The following is a 23,411-nucleotide window of genomic DNA, read 5'->3' on the forward strand; positions in this document are numbered from 1 at the left end:
ATGCAACTGTCGATCCTTCTGGATAAGATGCCCCTGATTACCCGCATAGCAAGGCTGATCCTGGTCGGCATGGCTGTGTGGCATCTCTACGTCGCCTTCGTCGGCCCGCCCAACCCCTATATCATGCGCGGCGTGCACGTCGCTTTGGCGCTTTTGCTGATCTTCCTGACCGTCAACCGCAAGGGGCTGCGCAATGATGTGCCGCGCTGGTATGACGTGGTGCTCGGGCTGATCGCCTCGGGCGCGGCGCTCTATCCCTCATTCAACCTTAATTACATCACGCAGCGCTTTCTCTACGTCGATCCGCTGATGCCGATGGATATCGTGGTGGGGATCACGCTGGTCGTCCTGCTGCTGGAGGCCACGCGCCGGATGCTGGGGCCGATGCTGCCGATCACGGCGCTGCTGTTTCTCGGCTACGGCCTCGCCTTCACCTCGACCCTGCCCTCGGTGATCCTTGAACAGTTGTTCATGACGCCCGAAGGCATCTTCGGCATCCCGATCGCGGTTTCCGCGACCTATATGGTGCTTTTCATCCTCTTCGGTTCCTTGGTCGAGCGGATGGGCGTGGGCCAGCTCTTCATGGATTTCGCGGTGGCGCTTACCGGGCGTCAGGTCGGCGGTCCGGCCAAGGTGGCCTGTGTGACCTCGGGCCTCTTCGGGTCGGTGTCCGGCTCTGCCGTGGCCAATGTGATGACGACCGGCACCTTCTCTATCCCGCTGATGAAACGCATGGGCTTCAAACCCGCTTTCTCCGGCGCAGTCGAGGCCGTGGCCTCGACCGGGGGGCAGATCATGCCGCCCGTCATGGGGGCTGCGGCCTTCGTCATGGCGGAATACCTCGGCGTGGGCTACCTGACGGTCGCGAAATACGCGCTGGCGCCCGCGATCCTGTTCTATGTCGCCCTCTTCGCCGCGGTCCACTTCGAGGCCAAGCGCAAGGGCATCGGGTCGGTCCCGAAAGAGGATCAAGTGCCGCTGAAAACCGTCCTTGTCGAGCGGGGCCACCTGTTCCTGCCGCTGGCGATCATCGTGGGCGTGCTGATGCTGGGCTATTCGGCCCCCTATGCGGCGCTTTGCGGTATCGTGTCAGTCGTGCCCGTGGCGGCGCTGCGCAAGACGACACGGCATTACGTCACCGTCGACAACATCCTTGAAGCGCTCGAAGGCGGCGCGCGTAACGTGCTGGCGATTGCCGCGGCCTGTGCCTGTGCGGGCATCGTCGTCGGCGTGATCGACATCACCGGCCTTGGCCTGACCTTCTCGAACTTCGTGATCGAAGCGGCCCAAGACACGCTGGTCATCGCGCTCTTCCTGTCGATGATCGCGGGCATCATCCTTGGCATGGGGATGCCGACCACTCCGGCCTATATCGTGCAGGTCGCCCTGCTGGTGCCGGCACTGGTGAAACTGGGCGTGCAGGTCGAAGCGGCGCATCTCTTCGTGTTCTACTTCGCCATCCTGTCGGCCATCACACCCCCCGTGGCCATGGCGGTCTATGCGGCCAACACCCTGTCGCACGCCAAGATCGTCGAGGCGAGCTGGGCCGCGGTGAAACTCGGGGCGACCGGCTTTATCGTGCCCTTCATGTTCGTCTATGAACCGGCGATCCTGATGCAGGGCTCGGCCACCCAGATCACCTTGGTCCTGTTGCAGGCTACCATTGGCGTCATCCTGCTGGCCGCCGCCCTGCAACGCTACTACTTTGGCCAACTGTCGAATGTGCTGTCGGTGGTGCTTTTCGCGGCGTCGCTCTTGCTGATCTATCCCGATCTGCGGCTCACCGCCTCGGGGCTGATCATCGCGGGCGTTATCCTGGCCTTCCAAAAGGCCAGGAACCCCAACCCGAAAAGCCAAGCGGCCACACATACTTAAATCTTAGAACGAACGAAACGGAGCCTTCTCCATGCTGCAAAAAACTTCCCTCAAGGCGCGGACCGGCGGACAGGTCCTTGTGGATCAGCTTTTGATCCACGGCGCCGACACCGCCTATTGCGTGCCCGGCGAAAGCTACCTTGAGGTGCTGGACGCGCTGCATGACGTGCAGGACCGTTTCAACCTGATCAACGCGCGGCACGAAGCCGGAGCCGCAAATATGGCCGAGACCTATGGCAAGCTCACCGGCAAGCCCGGCATCTGTATGGTCACCCGCGGCCCCGGCGCCTGCCACGCGGCCATCGGGGTGCATATCGCGCAGCAAGACAGCACGCCGATGATCCTGCTCGTGGGCCAGATCGCGCGCGACACCACCGACCGCGAAGCCTTTCAGGAAGTCGACTACCGCGCCATGTTCGGCCCCATCGCCAAATGGGCCACCCAGATCGACGACCCGGCGCGGGTGCCGGAATATATGGCCCGCGCCTTCCGCGTGGCGACCTCGGGCCGCCCCGGCCCGGTGGTGATCTCCCTGCCCGAAGACATGCTGACCGAGGTGGTTTCCGTGGCCGATGCGCGGCCCTATACGGCCACCCATGCGGGGCTGTCGCCCGATAGCCTCGATATGCTCAAGACCGAGATCGCGCAGGCCGAACGGCCCCTGCTGCTGCTCGGCGGTTCCGGCTGGTCGGATGAGAGTGCGGCGGCCATCACCCGCTTTGCCGAGGCCAACAAGATCCCCGTCACCACCTCTTTCCGGCGGCAGGACATCGTGAACAACCTCTCGCTCGTCTACGCAGGCGATTTCGGCACCTCCACCGCGCCCAGCCTCTACGCGCATCAACGCGAGGCGGATTTGCTCATCGTGATCGGCGCGCGTTTGGGCGAGATGACGACCAAGACTTATACAACCATGCAATCGCCCAACCCCGAGACCCGTCTGGTGCATCTCTATCCGGAGGCGGATGAGATTGGCCGCGTCTATTCGCCGGATTTAGGCATCGCGGCGGCGCCCGTCGCTGTGGCCGCTGCCTTGGACGGCGTCGATCTGGGCCGGGCAGAGGCATGGGGCGATTGGTGCGACAAGCTGCATGCCGATTACCTCACCGATACCGAAGCACCCAATGGCGGGGAATGGGACCTCGACATGGGGGTGGCCCTTGCGCAACTGCGCGATGAGCTGCCCGACGACGTGGTGGTCACGCTCGACGCGGGCAACCACACTGGCTGGGCGCAGCGTTTCCTACGCTTTGGCCGTCCGGGGCGGATTGTCGGCTCGACCTGTGGTGCGATGGGCTATTCCGTGCCCGCCGCCGTCGCGGCCTCGATCGCGGAGCCGGAGCGTCTGACGCTCTCCTTCGTCGGCGACGGTGGCTTTATGATGAGCGGCAATGAACTCGCCACCGCCGCGCAATATGGCGGGCGGCCCATCGTGCTGCTGTTCAACAACGGCATCTACGGCACCATCCGCATGCATCAGGAACGCGACCACCCCGAACGGATCTCGGGCACCACCTTGCAGAACCAAGACTTCGTGAAGATGGCCGAAGGTCTGGGCGCCCATGCCGAACGGGTGACCAAGACCGAGGATTTCGCCGCCGCCTTCACCCGCGCCCGCGAGAGTGGCCGTCCGGCGCTGATCGAACTGGTGACCGACCCCGAGCAGATCTCGACCCGCACCACGATCAGCAAGCTGCGCGCGGCGGCCCAGAAAAAAGTCGACGCCGACCAGCGCTGAAGGATGACCGAGATGACGACCCTGACCGCGCCGCGCCGCGCAGATGATACGGACGCGCAAGACCACGCCGCCTTGCTTGATGCGCTGCGCGATGCCATCGGCCCTGCCCATGTGGTGACCGACGCCAAGGATTTCGACGCGCGGCTGATCGAAGACCGTGGGCTGCGGCGCGGCACAGCGCTGGCGCTGATCCGCCCCGGCTCAACCGAAGAGGTCGCGGCCTGCATGCGTCTGTGCCATGCCGCTGAGGTGCCGGTCACACCGCAGGGCGGCAACACCGGCCTTGCGGGGGGCGGTGTGCCCGATGGCGGCATTATCCTCACGACCGACCGGCTGAACCGTATCCGCACGGTCGATCCGACCAATGCCACGATGACGGTCGAGGCGGGTTGCATCCTTGCCAATATCCAAGCGGCAGCGGATGAGGTCGACGCGCTCTTCCCGCTCTCGCTTGCCTCCGAAGGTTCCTGCCAGATCGGCGGTAATCTTTCGACCAACGCAGGCGGGACGGCGGTGCTGCGCTATGGCAATACCCGTGACCTCGTGCTGGGGATCGAAGCGGTGCTGCCAGATGGCCGGATGCTGAATGACCTGAACGGCCTGCGGAAAAACAACACCGGCTTTGACCTCAAACACCTGTTCATCGGGGCCGAAGGCACGCTTGGCATCATCACGGCGGCGGTGATCAAACTCTTTCCCAAACCCACCGCCCGGGCCACCGCGCTGGTGGCCTGCCCCGGCCCCGATCCGGCGCTCGCCCTCTATGCGCGGATGCGCGGCCAGACCGCCGACACGCTTTCGACATTCGAGTATATCGACCGGCTGGGCCTGCAAATGGTGATCGACCACGCGCCCGGCTGTAGCGATCCGATGGCCGAGGCGCATCCCGCCTATTGCCTGATCGAACTTACCGGCAATGGCGCGCAGACAGACCTCGACGCCCGGCTGGAAACCGCATTGGAAGCGGCTTTCGAGGCGGAGGAGATCATCGACGCCGTGATCGGCGCATCGGAGGCGCAGAAAGACGGGCTTTGGGCGCTGCGAGAGAACCTGTCAGAGGCGCAGAAACCCGAAGGCGCGTCGATTAAACATGACGTTTCGGTCCCGGTGTCGCGCGTGGCGGATTTCATCCGTGAGGCGACCCAAGCCTGTATGGATCACATGCCCGGCCTGCGCCCCTGCCCCTTTGGCCATTTCGGCGACGGCAACCTGCATTTCAATCTCTCGCGCCCGGTGGATATGGCGGATGCGGCGTTCCTTGCCGAATACGGGGCCTTCAACCGGATCGTGCATGATATCGTGCACCAGATGGGCGGTTCTTTCTCGGCGGAACATGGCATCGGCACCTTCAAGCGCGCCGAGCTGCGCCGGTACAAGGATCCGGTCGCGCTGGAGTTGATGGCGCAGATCAAGGCCACCCTCGACCCGGGCCATTTGATGAACCCGGGCAAGGTGCTTTGACCACTTAACCGCGCCCCGCGAAGGGCATTTTAGTAGCCATCACGGTGACGAACATGGCGTTGGAGTCGAGCGACAGCTTCGCCATGTAAGACAGCGTTTCGGCCACGTCGTTCACATCCATGCGCGGCTCGGACATGCGGCTGCCATTTGGTTGCAGAATGCCATCCGCCATCCGCTCGGTCATCTCGCTCGCCGCATTGCCGATGTCGATCTGTCCGCAGGCGATGTCATGCGCCCGCCCGTCGAGCGACAGCGCGCGGGTCAACCCGGTGATCGCGTGTTTCGTCGCCGTATAGGGCACCGACAGGGGGCGCGGCACATGGGCGCTGATCGAGCCGTTGTTGATGATCCGCCCGCCCTTGGGGCTCTGCCGTTTCATCAGGGCAAAAGCCGCGCGGGCGCAGAGGAATGACCCGGTCAGATTGGTCGCGACGATGTCGTTCCACTCCGCCACGCTTAAGCCGTCCACCTCAACCGCCGGACCATTGCGCCCGGCATTGTTGAACAGTAGATCCAGCCGCCCAAAGGTCGTCTCCACCCGCTCGAAAAGCGCGCCGACCTCCGCCTCGACCCCCACATCGGCAGCCACGGCGATATGCCCCTGCCCATCGAGCTCCGCGCAGGCCGCGTCGATCTTATCCTGCCGCCGCCCCGTCAGGACGAGAGTGAAACCGTCCTTCGCCAAACGCTGCGCACAGGCAAGGCCCACCCCGCTTCCGGCCCCCGTGATCAGAGCAATCTTTTGATCCATCTTTCCATTCCATCCCTTTTGACACCCTGCGGGCCGTTGTGTGGAATCTAATATATATGATCGCGCAAGAATAGGTTTTTTCGCTATTTTCTGGTTTGGCGCCTCGTTCAACTTGGCTATATCACATTCGCGCGAGCGCACTAGACGACCGGTCTATTATTCCTTAGGTGCCCCGGTATGACAGAGGCAAAGAAATCAGATCAGACGCGGCAACGCATTTTGGACATAGGGCGCAGCCTCGTGCTGCGGCACGGGTTCTCTGGCGTTGGCCTGTCGCGCATTCTGAGCGAAAGCGGCGTGCCCAAGGGCTCTTTCTACTATTACTTCGCGTCGAAAGAGGCTTTTGGCACCGCGATGTTGGCCGATTACGTCGAGGCCTATCTCGACCGTGTCGATGCGCTGATCGCGGCCCCGGGAACGGCGGGCGACAAGCTCGACAGTTTCTGGGATGCATGGCTCAACCAATCCAGCGCCCCGGGGATCGCCAGCGCCTGTTTGGTGGTGAAACTCGGATCCGAAGTCGCCGACCTGTCGGAAACGATGCGCGAAACGCTCGATCAGGGTGTCGATGCTCTGGTCGCCCGAATTGCCCAATTGCTGCGCCAAGGCGCAGAGGATGGGACCGTCCGGGTGCTCGAAGACCCTGAGACCACAGCCCGCATGCTCTATGCCAAATGGCTCGGCGCTGCGGTGCTGGCCAAACTGGCACGCAGCGATGCGCCCCTGCGCATGGCGCGCGCTGAAACCTCTGCCCAACTCTCCCCCACCGGGGGCCAATTCCCAACCTGAAAGGAAACAGCATGTTCGCTGCCATCCACGACACATTCGGCGAGCCCGCCGAGGTTCTGACCACCCGCGAAACCGACAAGCCCGCGCCCGCCGCAGGCGAAGCGCTGCTGCGCATGGTGCTCTCGCCCATCCACAACCACGACCTTTGGACCGTGCGCGGCAACTATGGCTACAAGCCCGAACTGCCCGGCGCCATCGGCGGCTCCGAAGCGCTTGGCATCGTCGAGGCCGTGGGCGAAGGCGTTGATGAGGCTCTGATCGGCAAACGCGTCACAGCTGCCGGGTTCCACGGCGCTTGGGCTGAGTATTTCACCGCCCCCGCCGCGGGCCTGCTGCCCCTGCCCGAGGCAATCTCGGACGAAGCCGGCGCGCAGTTGATTGCCATGCCCTTCAGCGCCCTGTCCCTCTTGGAGACCCTCAAGGTCGGCGAAGGCGATTGGCTGATCCAAACCGCCGCCAATGGCGCGGTCGGCAAGATCATGGTCGGTCTGGCCAAGGCGCGCGGCGTCAACCTGCTGAACCTCGTCCGCCGCGAAGGCGCCGCCGAAGAGATGCGCGACACCGGCGCGGAACATGTCCTCTCCACCGAAGATGCGGATTGGCAGAGCAAAGCGCGTGAGTTGATCGGCAAAGAGGGCGCGGTCTCGGCCATCGATTCCGTCGGTGGCGAGTTGGGCGGCCAACTGGTCGAACTGCTGGGGAAGGACGGAGAGTTGATCGTCTTCGGCACGGCGACGGGCCAGCCGCTCTCCATGTCTTCGGGCGAATTGATCATGAAGCACATCACCGTCAAAGGCTTCTGGGGCTCGCGCGTCAGCGGCGAGATGGCGGCTGAGACGCGGGGCCGCCTGATTGGCGAATTGGTGCAACTGGCCGCGAAGGGCCAACTGCCCCTCGACACCGGCGGCATCTACCCGCTGGCCGAGGTGACCGAGGCGATGAAAGCTGCGCTGACCACGGGCCGTGGCGGCAAGGTCATGCTGCGCCCGTGATCGGAATTTGACGACAGCGGCGGCCCTCCCTCCCCGGGGCCGCCGCCCCATGCTCGGAATGCCCAAGTTTCGGACAGCACCGCGATTTTCCGCCCATTTTTCAGGCAAACCCGCCGTGCAGGCGGCTCCGAACCGCCTCGGCGATGACTTTACCCCGTCTCTATGGTGATTGAAAAATCATCAGACTTTACCGGGCGGAGCGTTCCTCATTCTCATCGACAGCAGCATAAACAGCCCCCAAGCGACCCCGGTGCAGCCACGCGCTATTGGTGCTGCGATGGTCTCGGCCAAGGCTGCGCGGGGCGGGTCGACAATCGGCGAATTGCGCCAGTCGGGCGCGATGAAGCTGCTCTTCCCCCGCCCCGACCCCGCGCTGTTGCAAGCGATCGTCATCAATTCCGCAGGCGGCATCACCGGCGGCGATAGTTTTGCTCTGACGGCCCGTGCCGAAGCGCAAGCGGCGCTCAGCCTCACCACGCAGGCCGCCGAACGCGCCTATCGCGCGCAACCGGGGCAAGTGGCAGCCCTGCGCAACACCCTTACCGTCGACTCCGGCGCGACGCTGCATTGGCTGCCGCAAGAGACCATTCTCTACGACGGATGCGCTCTGCGGCGGCATCTGACGGTCGAACTGGCGCAAGACGCCTCTCTCCTGCTGGTGGAGCCGCTGGTCTTTGGCCGCGCCGCTATGGGCGAAACCCTGCGTCATGCCCATTTCCGCGACCGGATCGAGGTCAACCGCGCGGGCCAGCCGCTTTTTCACGACGCGATGACGCTCAGCGGCGATGTCACCGCGCATCTGGGGGCGCCGCACATCGCGGCCGGGGCCGGTGCCCTTGCCACGCTGATCTATGTGGCCCCCGATGCCGAAGCGCGGCTGCCCCGGCTTCGCGCCCAATTGCCCGACAGCGCCGGGGCCAGTCTCATCGGTCCTGACCTGCTGGTCGCCCGGATCCTCGCCGCAGATAGTTTCGACCTTCGCCAATCGCTCGTCCCGATTTTGGGCACGTTGAGCGGTGACACCCTTCCCCGATCATGGATGACCTGACGTGCAACTGACCCCGCGAGAGAAAGACAAACTGCTGATTTCAATGGCTGCCGAGGTCGCCCGCAAGCGCCTTGCGCGGGGGGTCAAGCTGAACCACCCCGAGGCCATCGCGCTCATCACCGACACCGTTGTCGAAGGCGCGCGGGATGGCCGCAGCGTGGCCGATATGATGCAGGCCGGTGCCCATGTCATCACCCGCGACGACTGTATGGAGGGGGTGGCCGAAATGATCCCCGAGGTGCAGGTCGAAGCCACTTTTCCCGACGGGACCAAATTGGTCACCGTGCACAACCCCATCAGATAGGATATCCCATGCCGCGTTTTGCCCCCCTTCTTGCCCTGCCGCTTATGTCGCTCGCCATGGCGGCCTTCGCCCATAGCGCGCCGCTCCCCCACAGCCACGGCGGAGAGGGTGACGGTTCGTTCGCCGTCTACCTGATCGCCGCCGCGGCCTTTCCGCTGTCGGGGGTGATCCTCGTCCTGCGGCGTCTGAAGACAGGCCAAGCATGATCCCGGGAGAGATCATTCCGGCGGAGGGCCTGTTGACCCTCAATGCCGACAGCACGGCGATCACGCTGATGGTCGCCAATACCGGCGACCGCCCGGTGCAGGTCGGCAGCCACTACCATTTCGCCGAGAGCAACCCCGCGCTTGAGTTCGACCGCGCCGCCGCGCGGGGCCTGCGCCTCGACATCGCGGCGGGGACTGCGGTGCGTTTCGAGCCCGGTCAACGGCGCGAGGTCGCGCTCATCCCGATCGGCGGGGCGCGGCGGGTCTTTGGCTTTAACAGCGCGGTGATGGGAGACCTCTGATGCCTGCACAGATCAAACGCGGTGACTATGCCGCCATGTTCGGCCCCACGGTGGGCGACCGGGTGCGGCTGGCCGATACGGACCTTATTATCGAAGTCGAGCGTGACCTGACCACCGGCGAGGGCCGGGCCTACGGCGAAGAGGTCAAATTCGGCGGCGGCAAGGTGATCCGCGACGGCATGGGCCAGTCGCAGGTGACCCGCGCGGGCGGGGCCGTGGACACGGTCATCACCAATGCGCTGATCGTTGACCATACCGGCATCTACAAGGCCGATGTCGGGCTGAAAGACGGGCGCATCGCCAAGATCGGCAAGGCAGGCAACCCCGACACCCAGCCGGGGGTCGATATCATCATCGGACCGGGGACCGAGGTGATCGCGGGCGAGGGGCGCATCCTCACTGCCGGGGGGTTTGATAGCCATATCCATTTCATCTGCCCGCAACAGATCGAAGACGCGCTGCATTCGGGGCTGACCACCATGCTCGGCGGCGGCACTGGCCCTGCGCATGGCACATTGGCCACCACCTGCACGCCGGGCGGCTGGCATATCGGGCGCATGATGCAGGCCGCCGATGCCTTTCCGATGAACCTCGCCTTTGCAGGGAAAGGCAATGCCTCGCAACCCGCCGCGTTGGAAGAGCAGATCAACGCAGGCGCCTGCGCGCTGAAACTGCATGAGGATTGGGGCACCACCCCGGCGGCCATCGACTGCTGCCTTGGCGTGGCCGATGCGATGGACGTCCAGGTGATGATCCACACCGACACGCTGAACGAAAGCGGCTTTGTCGAACATACCGTGAAAGCCATGAAGGGCCGCACGATCCACGCCTTCCACACCGAAGGCGCGGGCGGGGGCCATGCGCCGGATATCATCAAGATCTGCGGCGAAGAGCATGTGCTGCCCTCCTCCACCAACCCCACACGGCCCTTCACGGTCAACACGTTGGAAGAGCATCTGGATATGCTCATGGTGTGTCACCACCTCGACAAATCGATCCCCGAGGATGTGGCCTTTGCCGAAAGCCGCATCCGGCGAGAGACCATCGCCGCCGAAGACATCCTGCATGACATGGGGGCTTTTTCGATCATCGCCTCCGACAGTCAGGCCATGGGCCGGGTCGGAGAGGTCTTGATCCGCACATGGCAGACCGCTGACAAGATGAAAAAGCAGCGCGGGCGGCTGCCCGAAGAGACGGGCGACAACGACAATTTCCGTGTGCGCCGCTACATCGCGAAATACACCATTAACCCCGCCATCGCTCATGGCATCTCGACCCATATCGGCAGCATCGAAGAGGGCAAGCGTGCCGATCTGGTGCTCTGGAACCCCGCCTTTTTCGGGGTGAAGCCCGAGATGGTCTTGCTCGGCGGCAGCATTGTCTGCGCGCAGATGGGCGACCCCAACGCATCCATCCCCACCCCGCAACCGGTCTATTCGCGGCCCATGTTCGGCGCCTATGGCCGGGCGGTGGAAAACTCCGCCGTGGTCTTTGTCAGCGAAGCGGCAGAGGCCGCGGGAGTGGGCGGCAGCCTCGGCCTTGCCAAACAGACGCTTGCGGTGCGCAACACCCGCGAGATTGGCAAGCGCGATTTGAAGTTGAACGACGCGCTGCCCGAGGTTGAGGTCAACCCCGAGACCTATGAGGTGCGCGCGGATGGTGAATTGTTGACCTGTGAACCCGCCTCCGTGCTGCCGATGGCGCAGCGCTATTTCCTGTTTTGAAGAGACCGAGATGACCCCAGTCCTTTGCCAAGAGATGCGCCGCGCCGGAGCGTGGTCCGATGCTAGTGACCGGGTCGAGCTGACCTATGACGGGCGCTTTCTGCGCCGCAAGGTGCTGACCACGGCGGACGGGCTAGCGTTTCTGGTCGATCTGGCGCAGACCACCTCGCTCGACCACGGCGACGCCTTCGTGCTAGCCGACGGGCGTCTCATCGAAGTAATGGCTGCCGACGAAGCTCTGCTGGAGGTGACCGGCCCAGACCTGCCGCGCATCGCGTGGCACATCGGCAACCGCCATACCCCCTGCCAGATCGACGCCGACCGGCTGGTCATTCAGCGCGACCATGTGATCGCCAAGATGCTCGGCCAGATCGGTGCCTCCACGCGAGAGATCACCGGCCCCTTCCGCCCCGAGGGCGGTGCCTATGGCCATGGGCGCACCCATGGGCATGATCACGGCCATGTTCACCACGCTGTTCACAATCACGACCACCCGCATGACCATGCGCATGGCTGACACCCTACAGGCCGACGCGCTTCTGACCTTGGTGCAGTTGCTGTCGCCCTCCTACCCGGTGGGGGCCTTCGCCTATAGCCATGGGTTGGAATGGGCGGTGCAGAACGGGGATGTAACGGGGCAAGACAGCTTGGCCGATTGGCTGGGCGGCGTGTTGCGGCATGGGGCGGGTCAAGCGGATGCGCTGTTTCTTGCGGCGGCTTATCGCGCGGATGACCCATCGGAGATCGACGCGCAGGCCCGCGCCTTTGCCGCCTCTGCCGAGCGGTTGAAAGAGACCGTGCTACAGGGCGAAGCCTTTGCCCGCGCCAGCGCCGCGATCTGGCAACAGGACATGCCGCCGCTTTGCTATCCCGTGGCCGTCGGACGCGCCGCACGGCTGCAAGGGCTGCCGCTGCGCCAAACGCTTGAGATGTTCTTGCACGCCTTTACCGCGAACCTCGCCACCGCTGGCATGCGCCTGATCCCTTTGGGGCAGACCGAGGGGCAGATCGTCATCCGCAACCTTGCGCCGATTTGCCTTGAGGTTGCCGCGGCGGCAGAGGACGGCACGCTCGACGATCTCTCCTCCACCGCCTTTCTCAGCGACATCGCCGCGATGAAACACGAAACCCAATATTCAAGGATTTTCCGCACATGAAACGCAACAACGGCCCTTTGCGCGTCGGCATCGGCGGCCCGGTGGGCGCGGGCAAGACCACTCTGACCGCCGCGCTCAGCCGCGCGCTGCGGGATCGGCTGTCCATCGGCGTAATCACCAATGACATCTACACCCAAGAGGATGCCGAGGCGCTGATGCGCATGCAGGTGCTGCCGCAAGACCGTATCATCGGGGTCGAGACCGGCGGCTGCCCGCATACGGCAATTCGCGAGGATGCCTCGATCAACCTTGCCGCCGTGGCGGAGATGGTTTCGCGGCACCCGGATGTGGAAGTGGTCTTGATCGAAAGCGGAGGCGACAACCTGTCGGCCACCTTCAGCCCTGAACTCGCGGATGTGACGCTCTATGTGATCGACGTGGCGGCGGGGGAGGAGATCCCCCGCAAGGGCGGCCCGGCGATCACCAAGTCCGACATTCTGGTCATCAACAAGACCGACCTTGCCCCCCATGTCGGTGCCTCGCTCGAGGTCATGGAGCGCGACAGCGCGCGGATGCGGCCGGACCTGCCGACGGTCTTCTGTGCGTTAAGGTCCGGCGAGGGGATCGACGCGCTGCTGGCGCATCTGGCGCAGGTCGGGGGGCTCGACCTCGCCCCCATGGACCCGGTGAGCGCGGCTTAATCGCGGTAGACCTCGGCCATCCGGTCGCGGAAGGCGTGCAGAAGGCTGCCATCATAGCCCCGGTGCGGCACCCCATGCCAAAGCGCGTTGAGGATCGCGTCCTCAACCGCTTCGACCGCGGCGATAAAGAAGGCATCCATCCGGTCTTCGTTCAACCGCTCGACGCTCTGCGTATCGGCCCCGCCGCGCGTGATGCGGTTGGCGGTCGAAAAGGCCAGCGCGATGTCGCCGCTTTGATGGCCGATGTGGCTGCCCAACCGGCCAAGGGCCGCGGCGCTGCGCCGGGCCATGCGGGTCAACTGCCGCGAGCCCATCGGCGCGTCAGTCGCCAGAATGATGATGATCGAGCCCTTGTCGGGCTCATTCCCCGGCCCCGGCGGCGGCAGCTGTTGGCCAAAGACGCGCAGCGCGCTTTGCTGGCCGAAGTTCGACAAGACCAGCGCGCCAAGGTCGAACCCGGCGCCGCCTGGCAGAGCGACCCGCCGCGAAGCAGAGCCGAGACCACCAGCATAGCCGAAGGTCTTCATCCCGCTACCGGCCCCGACCGTGCCCTGCGCAAACGCTGGCCCGCAAGCCGCAATCGCCGCCTGCGCGTGACCCTCGGTCACCGCCAGCGCCTGAATGTCGTTCACCGTGCCGTCGTTGCATTCCAAAACCAGCGGGTTGACCGTGCAAAGGCCCCGCCCGATCTCCGGATTTTCTGCAATCGCCCGCCGGATCAGCGCCGTGCTACAGGGGCCGACGCCAAAGGTGTTGGTGAGCAGGATCGGCGTCTCGATCTGACCCAGTTCGGCCAGTTGCATCAGGCCCGCGCTTTTGCCGAAACCGTTCAACACGGCGACGCCCGCAGGCACCGGATTGCGAAAGAGATCACCTTCATGCGGCAGAACTGCCGTCACCCCGGTGCAAAGCCCCTCCCCGCGTAGGTCTTGGCTGCCCACGCGCACCCCCGCGACATCGCAGATGGTGTTTCGTGGCCCCGTGGGCAGGGTCCACCAGTTCTTGCTGTCGATCGTATTGCGCATTTTGCCTTCGAGAGTTTGGATTACGTTGGCGCGTCAATCCGCGCCAAAAAGATCGCGGGTGAAGACCTTGTCGGGGACATCCGCCAGATCGGGGTGACTGCGGTTGGCCACGATCACATCCGCGCGCGTCTTGAACGCTTCCAAATCGCGGGTGACTTCGGAGCCGAAGAAGCGTTCCTCTTGCAACACCGGCTCATAAACGATCACCTCGATGCCCTTGGCCTTGAGCCGCTTCATGATCCCTTGGACCGAGCTTTGCCGGAAGTTGTCCGACCCGGCCTTCATCACCAACCGGTAGATGCCCACCCGCTGAGGACTAAGCGCCAGTATCTGCTCTGAGACGAAATCCTTGCGGGTGCGGTTCGCCTCGACCACGGCGTTTATCAGGTTTTGCGGCACGTCAGAGTAATTGGCCAGCAACTGTTTGGAATCCTTGGGCAAACAGTAACCGCCATACCCAAACGACGGGTTGTTGTAATGCCCACCGATGCGCGGGTCGAGGCAGACACCGTCGATGATCTGCCGCGTGTCCAACCCGTTGGTCAGCGCGTAGCTGTCCAATTCGTTGAAATAGGCCACCCGCATGGCAAGGAAGGTATTGGCAAAGAGCTTGATCGCCTCCGCCTCGGACGGGCCTGTAAAGAGCATGGGAATGTCGTCGTCGATTGCCCCCTCGGCCAGCAATTCCGCGAAGCGCCGGGCACGCGGGCTGTCTTCGCCGACGACGATGCGCGAGGGGTGGAGGTTGTCGTAGAGCGCGCGGCCCTCACGCAGGAATTCCGGGCTAAAGATCACTTGGTCGCTGTTCAACTCGGCGGAGAGGCCCGCGGTATAGCCCACCGGGACGGTGGATTTGATGACGATGGTGGCCGTTCTCGTGACCGCCAAAACATCCCGCACCACCGCCTCAACACTGGAGGTGTCGAAGACATTGGTGCGTGGGTCATAGTTGGTCGGCGTGGCGATGAGCACATACTCAGCGTCGCGATATGCCGCCTCGGCATCGGTCGTGGCCCGGAGGGTGAGGGGCTTTTCCGCGAGATATTGCTCGATCTCCGGATCGACGATTGGCGCGCGGCGGGCATTCACCTGCGCCACCCGGTCTGCGTTCAAATCGACCGCTGTTACCTCGTTGTGCTGCGCCAGCAGCACCGCATTCGAAAGCCCGACGTAGCCGATACCTACAACGGCGATCTTGGTCTTGGACATAAGCGTGGGCCTTTCTTGCGCGGCGTGGCGTGATATTAAACTGCGGCTTTCGTTTTGAAAAGGCACCGCCTAACAGGGAGTTAGGGCGGTTTGGCGAAAGTGAAAGCCGCGTTGTGAACCTTCCGCCCGCGCCGTGCGATGGGGCAGAACCGCCGCTTGTTGCGCGTGGCCCGAACGGTGGGTTGTCAGGCTGGCAAGACTTCCTTCTCACAGTCTCAGGCGACCCATAACGCGGAGAGCCCCGATGCCCGACACCTCTGAGCGCCTATCCCTGCCCTATTTGATGCCCGCACAGGCGCAAAAACATGTGACCCATAACGAAGCGCTGCAACGGCTCGATCTTCTGGTGCAGCTTGCGGTCGAAGGCTTTGAGGCCAACACGCCGCCCGCCCTAGCGCAGGCGGGGGAGATTTACGCCCTCGGTGATGCGCCGACAGAGGTTTGGGCAAGTCATCCCGGTGAACTGGCCGCCTGGGTCGGAGAGAGCTGGCAGTTCACCGCCCCGCAGGACGGCTGGGTCGCCTTGGATAAATCGACCGGGATTCTGCACCGTTGGGGCGCAGGGGCGTGGACCGAGGTCTCGCCCCCCGATCTGGCGAACCTCTCCGGGCTGGGGGTCAATACGGATCATGACAGTGGCAATCGCTTGTCGGTCTCCTCTCCGGCGAGCCTGTTTACCCACGAAGGGGCGGGGCATCAGTTGAAGCTCAACAAGGCCAGCGCCGCCGATACCGCGAGCCTGCTGTTCCAAACCGATTGGTCTGGCCGTGCCGAGATGGGCACGGCGGGGCAGGATGATTTCGCCATCAAGGTCAGCGCCGATGGCAGCAGTTGGACCACCGCACTGGCCTTTGACGCAGCGAGCGGCATCGCCTCAGGCGCGGCGCTGACGCAGGGCGTGGATGATGCGACGGTGGGTCGTTTGCTGCGGGTCGGGGATTTCGGCATCGGCGCTGACGCGGGGCCGCTGGTGACGGATCTCGACGCGCATGATCTTTCGGGCAGTTTTTCAAGCTATGGCGGCGCCCATGCGCAGGCGCCTTCCGGGGCCAACCCTTTCCCGGCGCTGAATGGGGTCTTCGGCCTGCTCTGCGGCAATAGCACCTTGGGCGGGCAGAGCGCCTATCTGTGGCAGATCGCACTGGGCATCGACACGCCGGGTCTGGCCTTTCGTGTGCGGGCGACGGGGGCATGGGGCGCGTGGCAGCCCCTGTGGTCCGGGGCGAATACGACCGTGGATGCCGATGGCTTCATCAAAGAAGCAAGCCCGATCGTGCGCCTTTTCCGCGATGGCAGCGAAGAGCCTGCGGTGCCGTTGAACGCGGGGTTCGAGCGGATGGGGCTTGGCCATTATAGATTGACAGAGGTGCCGCCGCTCGCCAGCCGCGGCTGGCAAATCGAAGCGCCGCAGGATGCGAATGGCAACCGGCTGGTTCATGTCGCGTGCATCTATGATGCGGGGACGCTCGATATCCGTACCCGCGAGGTGATCTGGCAGGACGGCTGGCTTGGCGGTGCGCCGCGGGACATTCCCGAGGGCCGTTGGGTCGACCTGCGGTTCGACATGCCCTAAGGGGAAATGGCCGGGCAGCCGTCAGATGATCCCGCGCAACTGCTCGACTTCATAATTGCCGCCGCATAGCAAAACGACAGAGGTCTGGCCCGCGTAGTTCTGCGGCTCTGCCAGATAGGCCGCCAGCGCCAAAGCGGCGGCCCCTTCGACCAGCATGTTCTCTTCCCAAGCCAACACTTTTAACGCTTCGGCGATCTGATCCTCGTCGCAATGGACGATCTCGTCAATCACCGCGCTTGCGAGCGGCAGGGTCATCGAGTCCGCATCGACCCCACCCGCCACGCCATCGGCCAGCGTGTCGAGATGTTCCGTTTCGACGATCTTGCCCGCTTTGATCGACGCGGCCAGCGCGCAGCTATTCGCAGCGCTCACACCGATAACGCGGGTCTGCGGCGAGAATTCCTTGATCACCGATCCCATGCCCGAGATCAGCCCACCGCCGCCCATCGAGATAAAAACATTGTCGACCCCTTCGATCTGGTCGAGCAGCTCCAGCGCGGCGGTGCCCTGCCCCGCGATCACCTCGGCATCGTTGTAGGGTGAGATATAGGTATAGCCCTCTCCCTCAGCCAAACTCTGCGCGTGCAGCTCTGAAAGCGAGGCATCGGCCCCATGGATCACGACCCTCGTGCCGTAGCTTTCGATGATCTTGCGTTTCTTGGCGACGACGGTTTCGGGCAGCACCACGATCAACTCATGCCCCGTGGTCTGGGCCGCAAGCGAACAGGCGATGCCGTGGTTGCCGGAGGATGCGGTGATGACAGGCCGGTCGAGCGGCACCGTCGTCAGCTTTGCACTGGCGCCGCGCAGTTTGAATGACCCGGTATGCTGGAAGTTCTCGGCTTTGTAGAAGAGCCGCGAGCCCTCTGCCATTGGCAAGCGGGAGGCGATCACCGGCGTGCGGTAAACCGCGCCCGCGATTTTGCGGTGGACCACGCAGGAACGGGCGGCGCTTTGGGCGATCAGGTCTGAGGCTGACGGCATGACGGGCTCCATCTAGCTTGACTGTGCCGCGCCGTGACGCGCGAGGAAAGCGGAGACACGCGCCAATCCGTCGCGCAAGTCCGCCGTCGAATTGGCGAAACCGATGCGCAGCCAGCCCTCCATATCCATGGCGCTGCCGGGGGTGAAAAGAACGCCCTCTTCCTCCAGCAATTGCGTGCAGAAATCACGGCTCGGCAGCGGCAGGTCGTATTCCAGCAGCGCCGTGGTGCCCGCTTGCGGCTTCACCCATGAGATCAGCGGCTCAGCCTCGACCCAATCCGACAGGATTGCAAGGTTCTCACGCGTGATCCGATGCGCGCGGTCGAGAATTTGGGCGCGGTTTTCGAGGGCGAGGGCCGCGAAATACTCGTCAATCCGCCCAACGGAGATCGTGTTGTAATCGCGGTGGATCATGATGTCTTCGAGCAGGGTCTGCGGCCCCGCGACCCAGCCCACGCGCAGCCCGGCCAGCGAATAGGCCTTGGACATCCCCGCAGTACTGATGCCACGCTCGTAAAGATCACAGATCGAGGCGGTATAGCCGCTCCCGGCCTGATCGGTGCCGCGATAGACCTCGTCGCAAAGCACCCATGCGCCGCTGCCCTGCGCGATCTCGGCGATCTCTGAGAGCATCGCGCGGTCGATCAGCGCGCCGGTGGGGTTGTTGGGATTGTTGGTGGCAATCATCCGCGTGTCGGGCCGCATCATCGCGCGCAGCTCGTCAAGGTCGGGCAGGAAGCCGTTCTCCGGGCGCAGATGCAGCAGTTCGACCTCGGCACCGATGCTTTCGGGGATCGAGTAATGCTGCTGGTAGGTCGGCACGATGGCGATGACATGATCGCCGCGGCTGACCAGCGTCTGATGAACCAGCGCATTGGCCCCGATGGTGCCATGGGTGGTCAGCACGTTCTCGCGGGACTGGTTCTCGTAAAGCCCTGCCACCGCGTCGCGCAGCCGGTCCGAGCCCTCGATCGCACCATAGCCCATGCGCATGCCGCGCAACTCGCCCAGCACGGAATTGTCGACGCCCGCCATGTCGATCAGCTCGCCTAGGGTGATCGAGTCGACACAGGTCTCGGCAAGGTTGTAGCGGCAGTGGTTCTCGAATTCGTTCATCCACATTTCGACGCCAAAGGTCTTGATATGCATGGTGTTTCCTTTCGTGTCAGCTCTCAGTCAGCGCGGCGAAGAGCCGGCGGAGGAATTGCGGCGTGGCGGTCGGCGCGAGCCAGCGCATCACGGCGACGATCTCGTGCTCGGGCGCGATCCAGATCGTATGGCCGCCCGCGCCCTGCGCGCTGAAGGCGCTCTCGGGCAGTTTCGGATCGGCTTCCGCCCCGCGGTTCAGCCACCACAGGAAGCCGTATTTGTCGAGCGTCGGTGTCGGCATCAGGGACCGCTGCATCCAGTCCTCGGGCAGAATTTGTGCGCCGTTCCAATTTCCGTTCTGACAGATGAACTGGCCAAATTTCGCGTGATCCTCGGCAGAGATGAAGAGGCCCCCACCCCAATGCCCGCCGCCGGTGACCGACTGCATCCGTTTGCCATCCACCTCGACCCATGAGGTCGAATAGCCCTCCCACCGCCAGTCAGCGGAGGCCCCGATCGGGTCCATGATCCGCGCGCGCAGCACCTCCGGCAAGGGCCGGCGGAAGCGCATCATCAGCGCATAGGCCAGCGCGTTCACCCGCACGTCGTTGTACTCATAGTGGCTGCCCGGTTCGCCGACCGCGCGCAGCTGCCCCTTGCGGCTGTTGTCCGCCCCCGGGCCAATCTGGCGATAGTGGTCGACCTGATCGTCCTTCCCGAAAATCTCGCCGCGCCATTCGCTGTTCATCTGCAACAGATGCCGCCAGGTGATGCGCCCGTCGTGATCGCCCGAAAAATACGGCCCCGGCACGCTGTCGCCCACCGGCGCGTCGAGGTCATCGATCAGCCCGTCCTTCACCGCCAGCCCCGCCAGCACCGACAGGTAGCTCTTGGCGATGGAGAAGGTCATGTCGGCGCGTGTCGTATCGCCCCACTCAGCCACGCGCTGGCCGCGATGCAAGATCACCCCGGCAGGGCCGCCGCGCGGCTTCACCGGCCCCACGATCTCGGTCCAAGGGCCGCTCTCGTTCCACTCGCGGTTGCCGACATAGGCGCCATCGGCATGGTACATCGAGCGGGGCCAGTCGGTCTCATGCGCTTGCGCGTGGTCGACGACGGCTTGCAGGGCGGGGGTGGCGGCGAATGTCATGGGGGCTCCTCGGGGCTTCGGGCGAACATTTCCCAAGGGGGGCAGAATTGTAAACCGGTTAAATGTCTCCCTACGCCTCAATCGCCGATGTCGGGATAGACTTGGGAGCGTTTGACCACGCCGTAGACAAAACTGGTGTCGATTGACCCGATGCCGCCGATGGGATGCAGCCGTGCGCGCACGAAACGCTCATAGTCCTCGAGATCGCCCACCACGACGCGCAGCAGGTAGTCCGACAGCCCGCTCATCACGAAACATTCCAGCACCTCGGGGATCGCGCGGATCTGGCTTTCAAAACGCTGCACCGTCCCCTCATCATGGCCATCGAGCGTCACCCGGACCATGACTGTGACCGGGAGCCCATAAGCCTTGGCGTCGACCTCGACCGAATAGCCCCGGATCGCGCCGTTTTTCTCCAATGCGCGCAGGCGACGCAGACAGGGCGAAGGCGAGAGGCCAACCTCCTCGGCCAGATCAAGGTTGGTCATCCGGCCATTGCGCTGCAGGGCGCGGATGATGCGGCGGTCGGTGGCGTCCAATCGGGGCGTTTGGGGCATGATATGCCAAGTCTCCTGCAATTCGCGCATATATTAGCAACCAAATGCCTTTCACGCCATCGGATCATGCCCTCAAATTCAGACAGGGGCCAGCCATGACCGAGAACCAGAAATCCTTTGCCACCCGCGCCATCCACCACGGCTATGACGCGCAGGACGAACAGGGCGCGCTGAACCCGCCGATCTACATGAGCTCGACCTTCACCTTCGAGACTGCCGAAGCCGGCGGCGACATGTTCGCGGGCGAGCGCGAAGGGCATTTCTACACCCGCATCAGCAACCCCACGCTGGACCATCTTGAAAAACGTATCGCCAACCTCGAAGGGGCCGAGGCTGGCCTCGCCACCGCTTCGGGCATGGGGGCGATCACCTCGACGCTCTGGTCCTTCCTGCAGGCGGGCGACGAGATCATCATCGACAAAACGCTTTATGGCTGCACCTTCGCCTTCATGACCCACGGACTGCCGCGCTTTGGCGTCAAGGTGACGCTGGTCGACATGACCGAGCCTGCAAACCTCGCCGAGGTGATCAGCGACCAGACCAAGGTGGTCTATTTCGAAACCCCCGCGAACCCCAACAACCGGCTGGTGGACATCGCCGCCATCTCCGAGATCGCGCATCGCGTGGGCGCCAAGGTGGTGGTCGACAACACCTATGCCACGCCGGTCATCACCCGGCCCATCGAACATGGCGCCGACATCGTGCTGCATTCGGCGACGAAGTTCCTTTCGGGTCACGGCGACGTGGTCGCGGGCCTCGTGGTGGGCAATGCCGAGGACATGATGCAAGTGCGCCTCGTGGGTCTGAAAGACATGACCGGCGCGGTGATGTCGCCGCTCACCGCCATGCTGCTTTTGCGCGGGATCAAGACGCTGGAACTGCGCATGGAGCGTCACTGCGCCACCGCTGCCAAGGTCGCCGAAGCGCTGGAGCAGCACCCGGCGGTGCTGCATGTCGCCTACCCGGGGCTGGCAAGCTTCCCGCAGGCCGAGCTTGCGCGCCGGCAGATGGGCAACTTCGGCGGCATGATCCCCTTCGAGGTCAAGGGCGGCAAGGCGGGCGGCATCGCCTTCATGAACCGGCTGAAGCTCATTCAGCGCGCGGTGAGCCTTGGCGACGCGGAAAGCCTGATCCAGCACCCCGCCAGCATGACCCATTCCACCTATTCCCCCGAGGAACGCGCCGAACACGGCATCGCCGAGGGGTTGGTGCGGCTTTCGGTCGGGCTGGAATCGGCGGAAGACATCATTGATGACCTTTACGCCGCGCTCGGGGCGCATAACATGCAAGCGGCCTGATCCGGCACGAACCGGACCAGTCGCGGGCGGTGTCGAGGAGGGCACCGCCCGAGGCATCCTCAAGATGAAAGACCTGCCATGACCGCTCTCGCCCCTGAACAGCTCAAGACCGTCGAACAGCGTCTGCTGTGGCTGTCGCACTGGATGATCCACAACGCCAACCACATCCGGCCCAAGGTGGACGGGATCAAAGTGGGCGGGCATCAGGCGTCTTCGGCCTCGATAGTGTCGATCATGACGGCGCTTTATTTCAGCGCGCTGCGGCCTGAGGACCGGGTGGCAGTCAAACCCCATGCCTCGCCGATCTTCCACGCGATGCAATACCTCATGGGCAACCAGACCCGCGAGAAGATGGAGAATTTCCGCGGGTTTCAGGGTGTGCAGAGCTACCCGAGCCGGACCAAGGATGTGGACGATGTCGATTTCTCCACCGGGTCCGTGGGCCTTGGCGTGGCGGTCACTTCCTTCGCCTCTCTCGTGCAGGACTACATCACCGCAAAGTCTTGGGGGCAGGACGTGGATCTGGGCCGCATGGTGGCGCTGGTCGGCGACGCCGAACTCGACGAAGGCAACATCTACGAGGCGCTGCAGGAGGGCTGGAAGAACGATCTGCGCAATACGTGGTGGATCATCGACTACAACCGCCAATCGCTCGACGGGGTGGTGCGCGAGGGGCTGTTCAAGCGCATCGAGCAAATTTTCGACGCCTTCGGCTGGGACGTGGTGAAGGTGAAATACAGCGCCCTGCAACGGGCCGCGTTCGAGGAGCCCGGCGGCGACAAGCTGCGCGACTGGATCGACAATTGCCCCAACCAGCTCTACTCGGCGCTGACCTATCAGGGCGGCGCGGTCTGGCGCGAGCGGCTGATGGAGGCGCTTGCCGATCAGGGCGATGTCACGGCGCTGATCGACGCGCGCAGCGACGATGAACTGGCCGCGCTGATGGAGAACCTCGGCGGCAATTGCGTTGAGACCATGGCCGAAACCTTCGCCGCCATCGACCACGACCGCCCGGTCTGTTTCCTCGCCTACACCATCAAGGGCTGGGGCACGCCGATTGCGGGGCACAAGGACAACCACGGCGGTCTGATGACCAAAAGCCAGATGGCCGACTGGCAGAAACACATGGGCGTGGCCGAGGGGGAGGAATGGGAGCCTTTCGCCACCGTAGAAGACCCGCAAGCGCTGCAAGCGGCGCTAGATCGCGTGCCCTTCTTCGCCAAGGGCCGTCGCCGCTACAATGATGCCACACTGCCGGTGCCGCAGATCGAACTGTCGAGCGACCGGGAGATCTCCACGCAGATGGCCTTTGGCAAAATTCTCGACGATCTGTCCAAGGGCGACAGCGATCTCGCCTCCCGGATCGTGACCATGTCGCCGGACGTGACCGGCACCACGAACCTTGGGCCATGGGTGAACCGGCGCAAGCTCTTTGCCCGCAGCGAACAGGCCGACACTTTCATCAACGAGAAGATCCCCTCCACCGCGAAATGGGAATTCACGCCCGAGGGCCAGCATATCGAGTTGGGCATCGCCGA

At 64.0% G+C, this 23,411-nt stretch carries 23 protein-coding genes; 16 read left to right on the top strand and 7 right to left on the bottom strand.

Translation table 11 applies throughout. From position 1 onward, the window contains the following. From ACGYLA_RS06995 to ACGYLA_RS07005, 3 genes are read left to right on the top strand one after another with little or no spacing between them, the layout of a single operon-like run. Complete coding sequence (locus ACGYLA_RS06995; RefSeq protein WP_394431380.1) at positions 1-1,875, top strand: TRAP transporter permease; 1,875 nt, start codon at positions 1-3, stop codon at positions 1,873-1,875. A 31-nt stretch (positions 1,876-1,906) separates the two neighbouring features. Next, a complete protein-coding gene (locus ACGYLA_RS07000) occupies positions 1,907-3,613 on the top strand; it encodes a thiamine pyrophosphate-binding protein (protein WP_394431382.1) in 1,707 nt (568 codons plus the stop codon). Positions 3,614-3,625: 12 nt separating this feature from the next. After that, on the top strand, positions 3,626-5,074 hold the full coding sequence (locus tag ACGYLA_RS07005; protein ID WP_394431384.1) for an FAD-binding oxidoreductase: 1,449 nt from the start codon (positions 3,626-3,628) through the stop codon (positions 5,072-5,074). A gap of 4 nt (positions 5,075-5,078) precedes the next feature. On the opposite strand, the gene ACGYLA_RS07010 is transcribed toward ACGYLA_RS07005, so the two are convergent. After that, the gene (locus ACGYLA_RS07010; protein WP_394431386.1) at positions 5,079-5,825 is read right to left on the bottom strand and encodes an SDR family oxidoreductase; all 747 of its coding nucleotides are present in this window, start codon (positions 5,823-5,825) and stop codon (positions 5,079-5,081) included. A gap of 177 nt (positions 5,826-6,002) precedes the next feature. Here ACGYLA_RS07010 and ACGYLA_RS07015 point away from each other — a divergent pair, with 177 nt between their 5' ends. From ACGYLA_RS07015 to ureG, 10 genes are all read left to right on the top strand, one after another. After that, positions 6,003-6,614: a TetR/AcrR family transcriptional regulator gene (locus tag ACGYLA_RS07015; protein WP_394431388.1), complete on the top strand. Its 612-nt coding sequence runs from the start codon at positions 6,003-6,005 to the stop codon at positions 6,612-6,614. An 11-nt stretch (positions 6,615-6,625) separates the two neighbouring features. Continuing rightward, entirely contained in the window at positions 6,626-7,606 is a 981-nt protein-coding gene (locus tag ACGYLA_RS07020) for a zinc-binding dehydrogenase (protein ID WP_394431390.1), read from the top strand. 250 nt (positions 7,607-7,856) lie between these two features. After that, complete coding sequence (locus ACGYLA_RS07025) at positions 7,857-8,654, top strand: urease accessory protein UreD (protein WP_394431392.1); 798 nt, start codon at positions 7,857-7,859, stop codon at positions 8,652-8,654. 1 nt (position 8,655) lies between these two features. Further along, entirely contained in the window at positions 8,656-8,958 is a 303-nt protein-coding gene (locus ACGYLA_RS07030) for an urease subunit gamma (RefSeq protein WP_067263701.1), read from the top strand. 8 nt (positions 8,959-8,966) lie between these two features. Then, positions 8,967-9,164 (top strand): hypothetical protein, encoded by a 198-nt coding sequence (locus tag ACGYLA_RS07035; protein WP_394431394.1) that lies wholly within the window; start codon positions 8,967-8,969, stop codon positions 9,162-9,164. Then, entirely contained in the window at positions 9,161-9,466 is a 306-nt protein-coding gene (locus ACGYLA_RS07040) for an urease subunit beta (protein ID WP_067263695.1), read from the top strand. Before ACGYLA_RS07035 ends, ACGYLA_RS07040 begins: the two co-directional genes overlap by 4 nt. Then, positions 9,466-11,190, top strand: a complete 1,725-nt coding sequence (gene ureC, locus ACGYLA_RS07045) for an urease subunit alpha (RefSeq protein ID WP_394431397.1) — start codon at positions 9,466-9,468, stop codon at positions 11,188-11,190. The genes ACGYLA_RS07040 and ureC overlap by 1 nt, the downstream gene beginning before the upstream one ends. A gap of 10 nt (positions 11,191-11,200) precedes the next feature. Then, a complete protein-coding gene (gene ureE / locus ACGYLA_RS07050) occupies positions 11,201-11,707 on the top strand; it encodes an urease accessory protein UreE (RefSeq protein ID WP_394431399.1) in 507 nt (168 codons plus the stop codon). Continuing rightward, positions 11,700-12,347 carry an urease accessory protein UreF gene (locus ACGYLA_RS07055; protein ID WP_394431426.1) on the top strand — a complete coding sequence of 216 codons (648 nt, stop codon included), beginning with the start codon at positions 11,700-11,702 and terminating at the stop codon, positions 12,345-12,347. The genes ureE and ACGYLA_RS07055 overlap by 8 nt, the downstream gene beginning before the upstream one ends. Then, the gene (gene ureG, locus ACGYLA_RS07060) at positions 12,344-12,988 is read left to right on the top strand and encodes an urease accessory protein UreG (RefSeq protein ID WP_394431401.1); all 645 of its coding nucleotides are present in this window, start codon (positions 12,344-12,346) and stop codon (positions 12,986-12,988) included. The genes ACGYLA_RS07055 and ureG overlap by 4 nt, the downstream gene beginning before the upstream one ends. Here ureG and ACGYLA_RS07065 read toward each other — a convergent pair. Together ACGYLA_RS07065 and ACGYLA_RS07070 are read right to left on the bottom strand one after the other, a co-directional pair. After that, entirely contained in the window at positions 12,985-14,013 is a 1,029-nt protein-coding gene (locus ACGYLA_RS07065) for a P1 family peptidase (RefSeq protein WP_394431403.1), read from the bottom strand. The two genes, ureG and ACGYLA_RS07065, sit on opposite strands and share 4 nt — an antisense overlap. Positions 14,014-14,046: 33 nt before the next feature. Beyond that, on the bottom strand, positions 14,047-15,222 hold the full coding sequence (locus ACGYLA_RS07070; RefSeq protein WP_394431405.1) for a nucleotide sugar dehydrogenase: 1,176 nt from the start codon (positions 15,220-15,222) through the stop codon (positions 14,047-14,049). A 244-nt stretch (positions 15,223-15,466) separates the two neighbouring features. Here ACGYLA_RS07070 and ACGYLA_RS07075 point away from each other — a divergent pair, with 244 nt between their 5' ends. Continuing rightward, complete coding sequence (locus ACGYLA_RS07075) at positions 15,467-16,795, top strand: DUF2793 domain-containing protein (RefSeq protein ID WP_394431407.1); 1,329 nt, start codon at positions 15,467-15,469, stop codon at positions 16,793-16,795. A gap of 21 nt (positions 16,796-16,816) precedes the next feature. On the opposite strand, the gene ACGYLA_RS07080 is transcribed toward ACGYLA_RS07075, so the two are convergent. The 4 genes from ACGYLA_RS07080 to ACGYLA_RS07095 form a co-directional block, all read right to left on the bottom strand. Beyond that, positions 16,817-17,779, bottom strand: coding sequence for a pyridoxal-phosphate dependent enzyme (locus tag ACGYLA_RS07080; RefSeq protein ID WP_394431409.1), 963 nt, complete (start codon positions 17,777-17,779; stop codon positions 16,817-16,819). Positions 17,780-17,791: 12 nt separating this feature from the next. Continuing rightward, positions 17,792-18,928 carry an aminotransferase gene (locus tag ACGYLA_RS07085; RefSeq protein WP_394431411.1) on the bottom strand — a complete coding sequence of 379 codons (1,137 nt, stop codon included), beginning with the start codon at positions 18,926-18,928 and terminating at the stop codon, positions 17,792-17,794. 16 nt (positions 18,929-18,944) lie between these two features. Then, complete coding sequence (locus tag ACGYLA_RS07090; RefSeq protein ID WP_394431413.1) at positions 18,945-20,018, bottom strand: serine hydrolase domain-containing protein; 1,074 nt, start codon at positions 20,016-20,018, stop codon at positions 18,945-18,947. A 77-nt stretch (positions 20,019-20,095) separates the two neighbouring features. Next, positions 20,096-20,575 (bottom strand): Lrp/AsnC family transcriptional regulator, encoded by a 480-nt coding sequence (locus ACGYLA_RS07095; RefSeq protein ID WP_322329794.1) that lies wholly within the window; start codon positions 20,573-20,575, stop codon positions 20,096-20,098. Positions 20,576-20,670: 95 nt separating this feature from the next. On the opposite strand from ACGYLA_RS07095, the gene ACGYLA_RS07100 reads away from it, so the two are divergent. Further along, a complete protein-coding gene (locus ACGYLA_RS07100) occupies positions 20,671-21,873 on the top strand; it encodes a methionine gamma-lyase (RefSeq protein ID WP_394431416.1) in 1,203 nt (400 codons plus the stop codon). A gap of 78 nt (positions 21,874-21,951) precedes the next feature. Continuing rightward, the coding region (locus ACGYLA_RS07105) for a 1-deoxy-D-xylulose-5-phosphate synthase N-terminal domain-containing protein (RefSeq protein ID WP_394431418.1) at positions 21,952-23,411 on the top strand (1,460 nt) is incomplete at its 3' end.

It is taken from the genome of Sulfitobacter sp. 1A13679 (assembly GCF_043557115.1).
In the GTDB taxonomy this organism is placed as follows: domain Bacteria; phylum Pseudomonadota; class Alphaproteobacteria; order Rhodobacterales; family Rhodobacteraceae; genus Sulfitobacter; species Sulfitobacter faviae.

Bases quoted from the DNA above. Each gene is read 5' to 3' on its own strand.
- ACGYLA_RS06995 (WP_394431380.1), top strand. From the start codon at position 1: ATGCAACTGTCGATCCTTCTGGATAAGATGCCCCTGATTACCCGCATA.
- ACGYLA_RS07000 (WP_394431382.1), top strand. From the start codon at position 1,907: ATGCTGCAAAAAACTTCCCTCAAGGCGCGGACCGGCGGACAGGTCCTT.
- ACGYLA_RS07005 (WP_394431384.1), top strand. From the start codon at position 3,626: ATGACGACCCTGACCGCGCCGCGCCGCGCAGATGATACGGACGCGCAA.
- ACGYLA_RS07010 (WP_394431386.1), bottom strand. From the start codon at position 5,825: ATGGATCAAAAGATTGCTCTGATCACGGGGGCCGGAAGCGGGGTGGGC.
- ACGYLA_RS07015 (WP_394431388.1), top strand. From the start codon at position 6,003: ATGACAGAGGCAAAGAAATCAGATCAGACGCGGCAACGCATTTTGGAC.
- ACGYLA_RS07020 (WP_394431390.1), top strand. From the start codon at position 6,626: ATGTTCGCTGCCATCCACGACACATTCGGCGAGCCCGCCGAGGTTCTG.
- ACGYLA_RS07035 (WP_394431394.1), top strand. From the start codon at position 8,967: ATGCCGCGTTTTGCCCCCCTTCTTGCCCTGCCGCTTATGTCGCTCGCC.
- ACGYLA_RS07040 (WP_067263695.1), top strand. From the start codon at position 9,161: ATGATCCCGGGAGAGATCATTCCGGCGGAGGGCCTGTTGACCCTCAAT.
- ureC (WP_394431397.1), top strand. From the start codon at position 9,466: ATGCCTGCACAGATCAAACGCGGTGACTATGCCGCCATGTTCGGCCCC.
- ureE (WP_394431399.1), top strand. From the start codon at position 11,201: ATGACCCCAGTCCTTTGCCAAGAGATGCGCCGCGCCGGAGCGTGGTCC.
- ACGYLA_RS07055 (WP_394431426.1), top strand. From the start codon at position 11,700: ATGGCTGACACCCTACAGGCCGACGCGCTTCTGACCTTGGTGCAGTTG.
- ureG (WP_394431401.1), top strand. From the start codon at position 12,344: ATGAAACGCAACAACGGCCCTTTGCGCGTCGGCATCGGCGGCCCGGTG.
- ACGYLA_RS07065 (WP_394431403.1), bottom strand. From the start codon at position 14,013: ATGCGCAATACGATCGACAGCAAGAACTGGTGGACCCTGCCCACGGGG.
- ACGYLA_RS07070 (WP_394431405.1), bottom strand. From the start codon at position 15,222: ATGTCCAAGACCAAGATCGCCGTTGTAGGTATCGGCTACGTCGGGCTT.
- ACGYLA_RS07075 (WP_394431407.1), top strand. From the start codon at position 15,467: ATGCCCGACACCTCTGAGCGCCTATCCCTGCCCTATTTGATGCCCGCA.
- ACGYLA_RS07080 (WP_394431409.1), bottom strand. From the start codon at position 17,779: ATGCCGTCAGCCTCAGACCTGATCGCCCAAAGCGCCGCCCGTTCCTGC.
- ACGYLA_RS07085 (WP_394431411.1), bottom strand. From the start codon at position 18,928: ATGCATATCAAGACCTTTGGCGTCGAAATGTGGATGAACGAATTCGAG.
- ACGYLA_RS07090 (WP_394431413.1), bottom strand. From the start codon at position 20,018: ATGACATTCGCCGCCACCCCCGCCCTGCAAGCCGTCGTCGACCACGCG.
- ACGYLA_RS07095 (WP_322329794.1), bottom strand. From the start codon at position 20,575: ATGCCCCAAACGCCCCGATTGGACGCCACCGACCGCCGCATCATCCGC.
- ACGYLA_RS07100 (WP_394431416.1), top strand. From the start codon at position 20,671: ATGACCGAGAACCAGAAATCCTTTGCCACCCGCGCCATCCACCACGGC.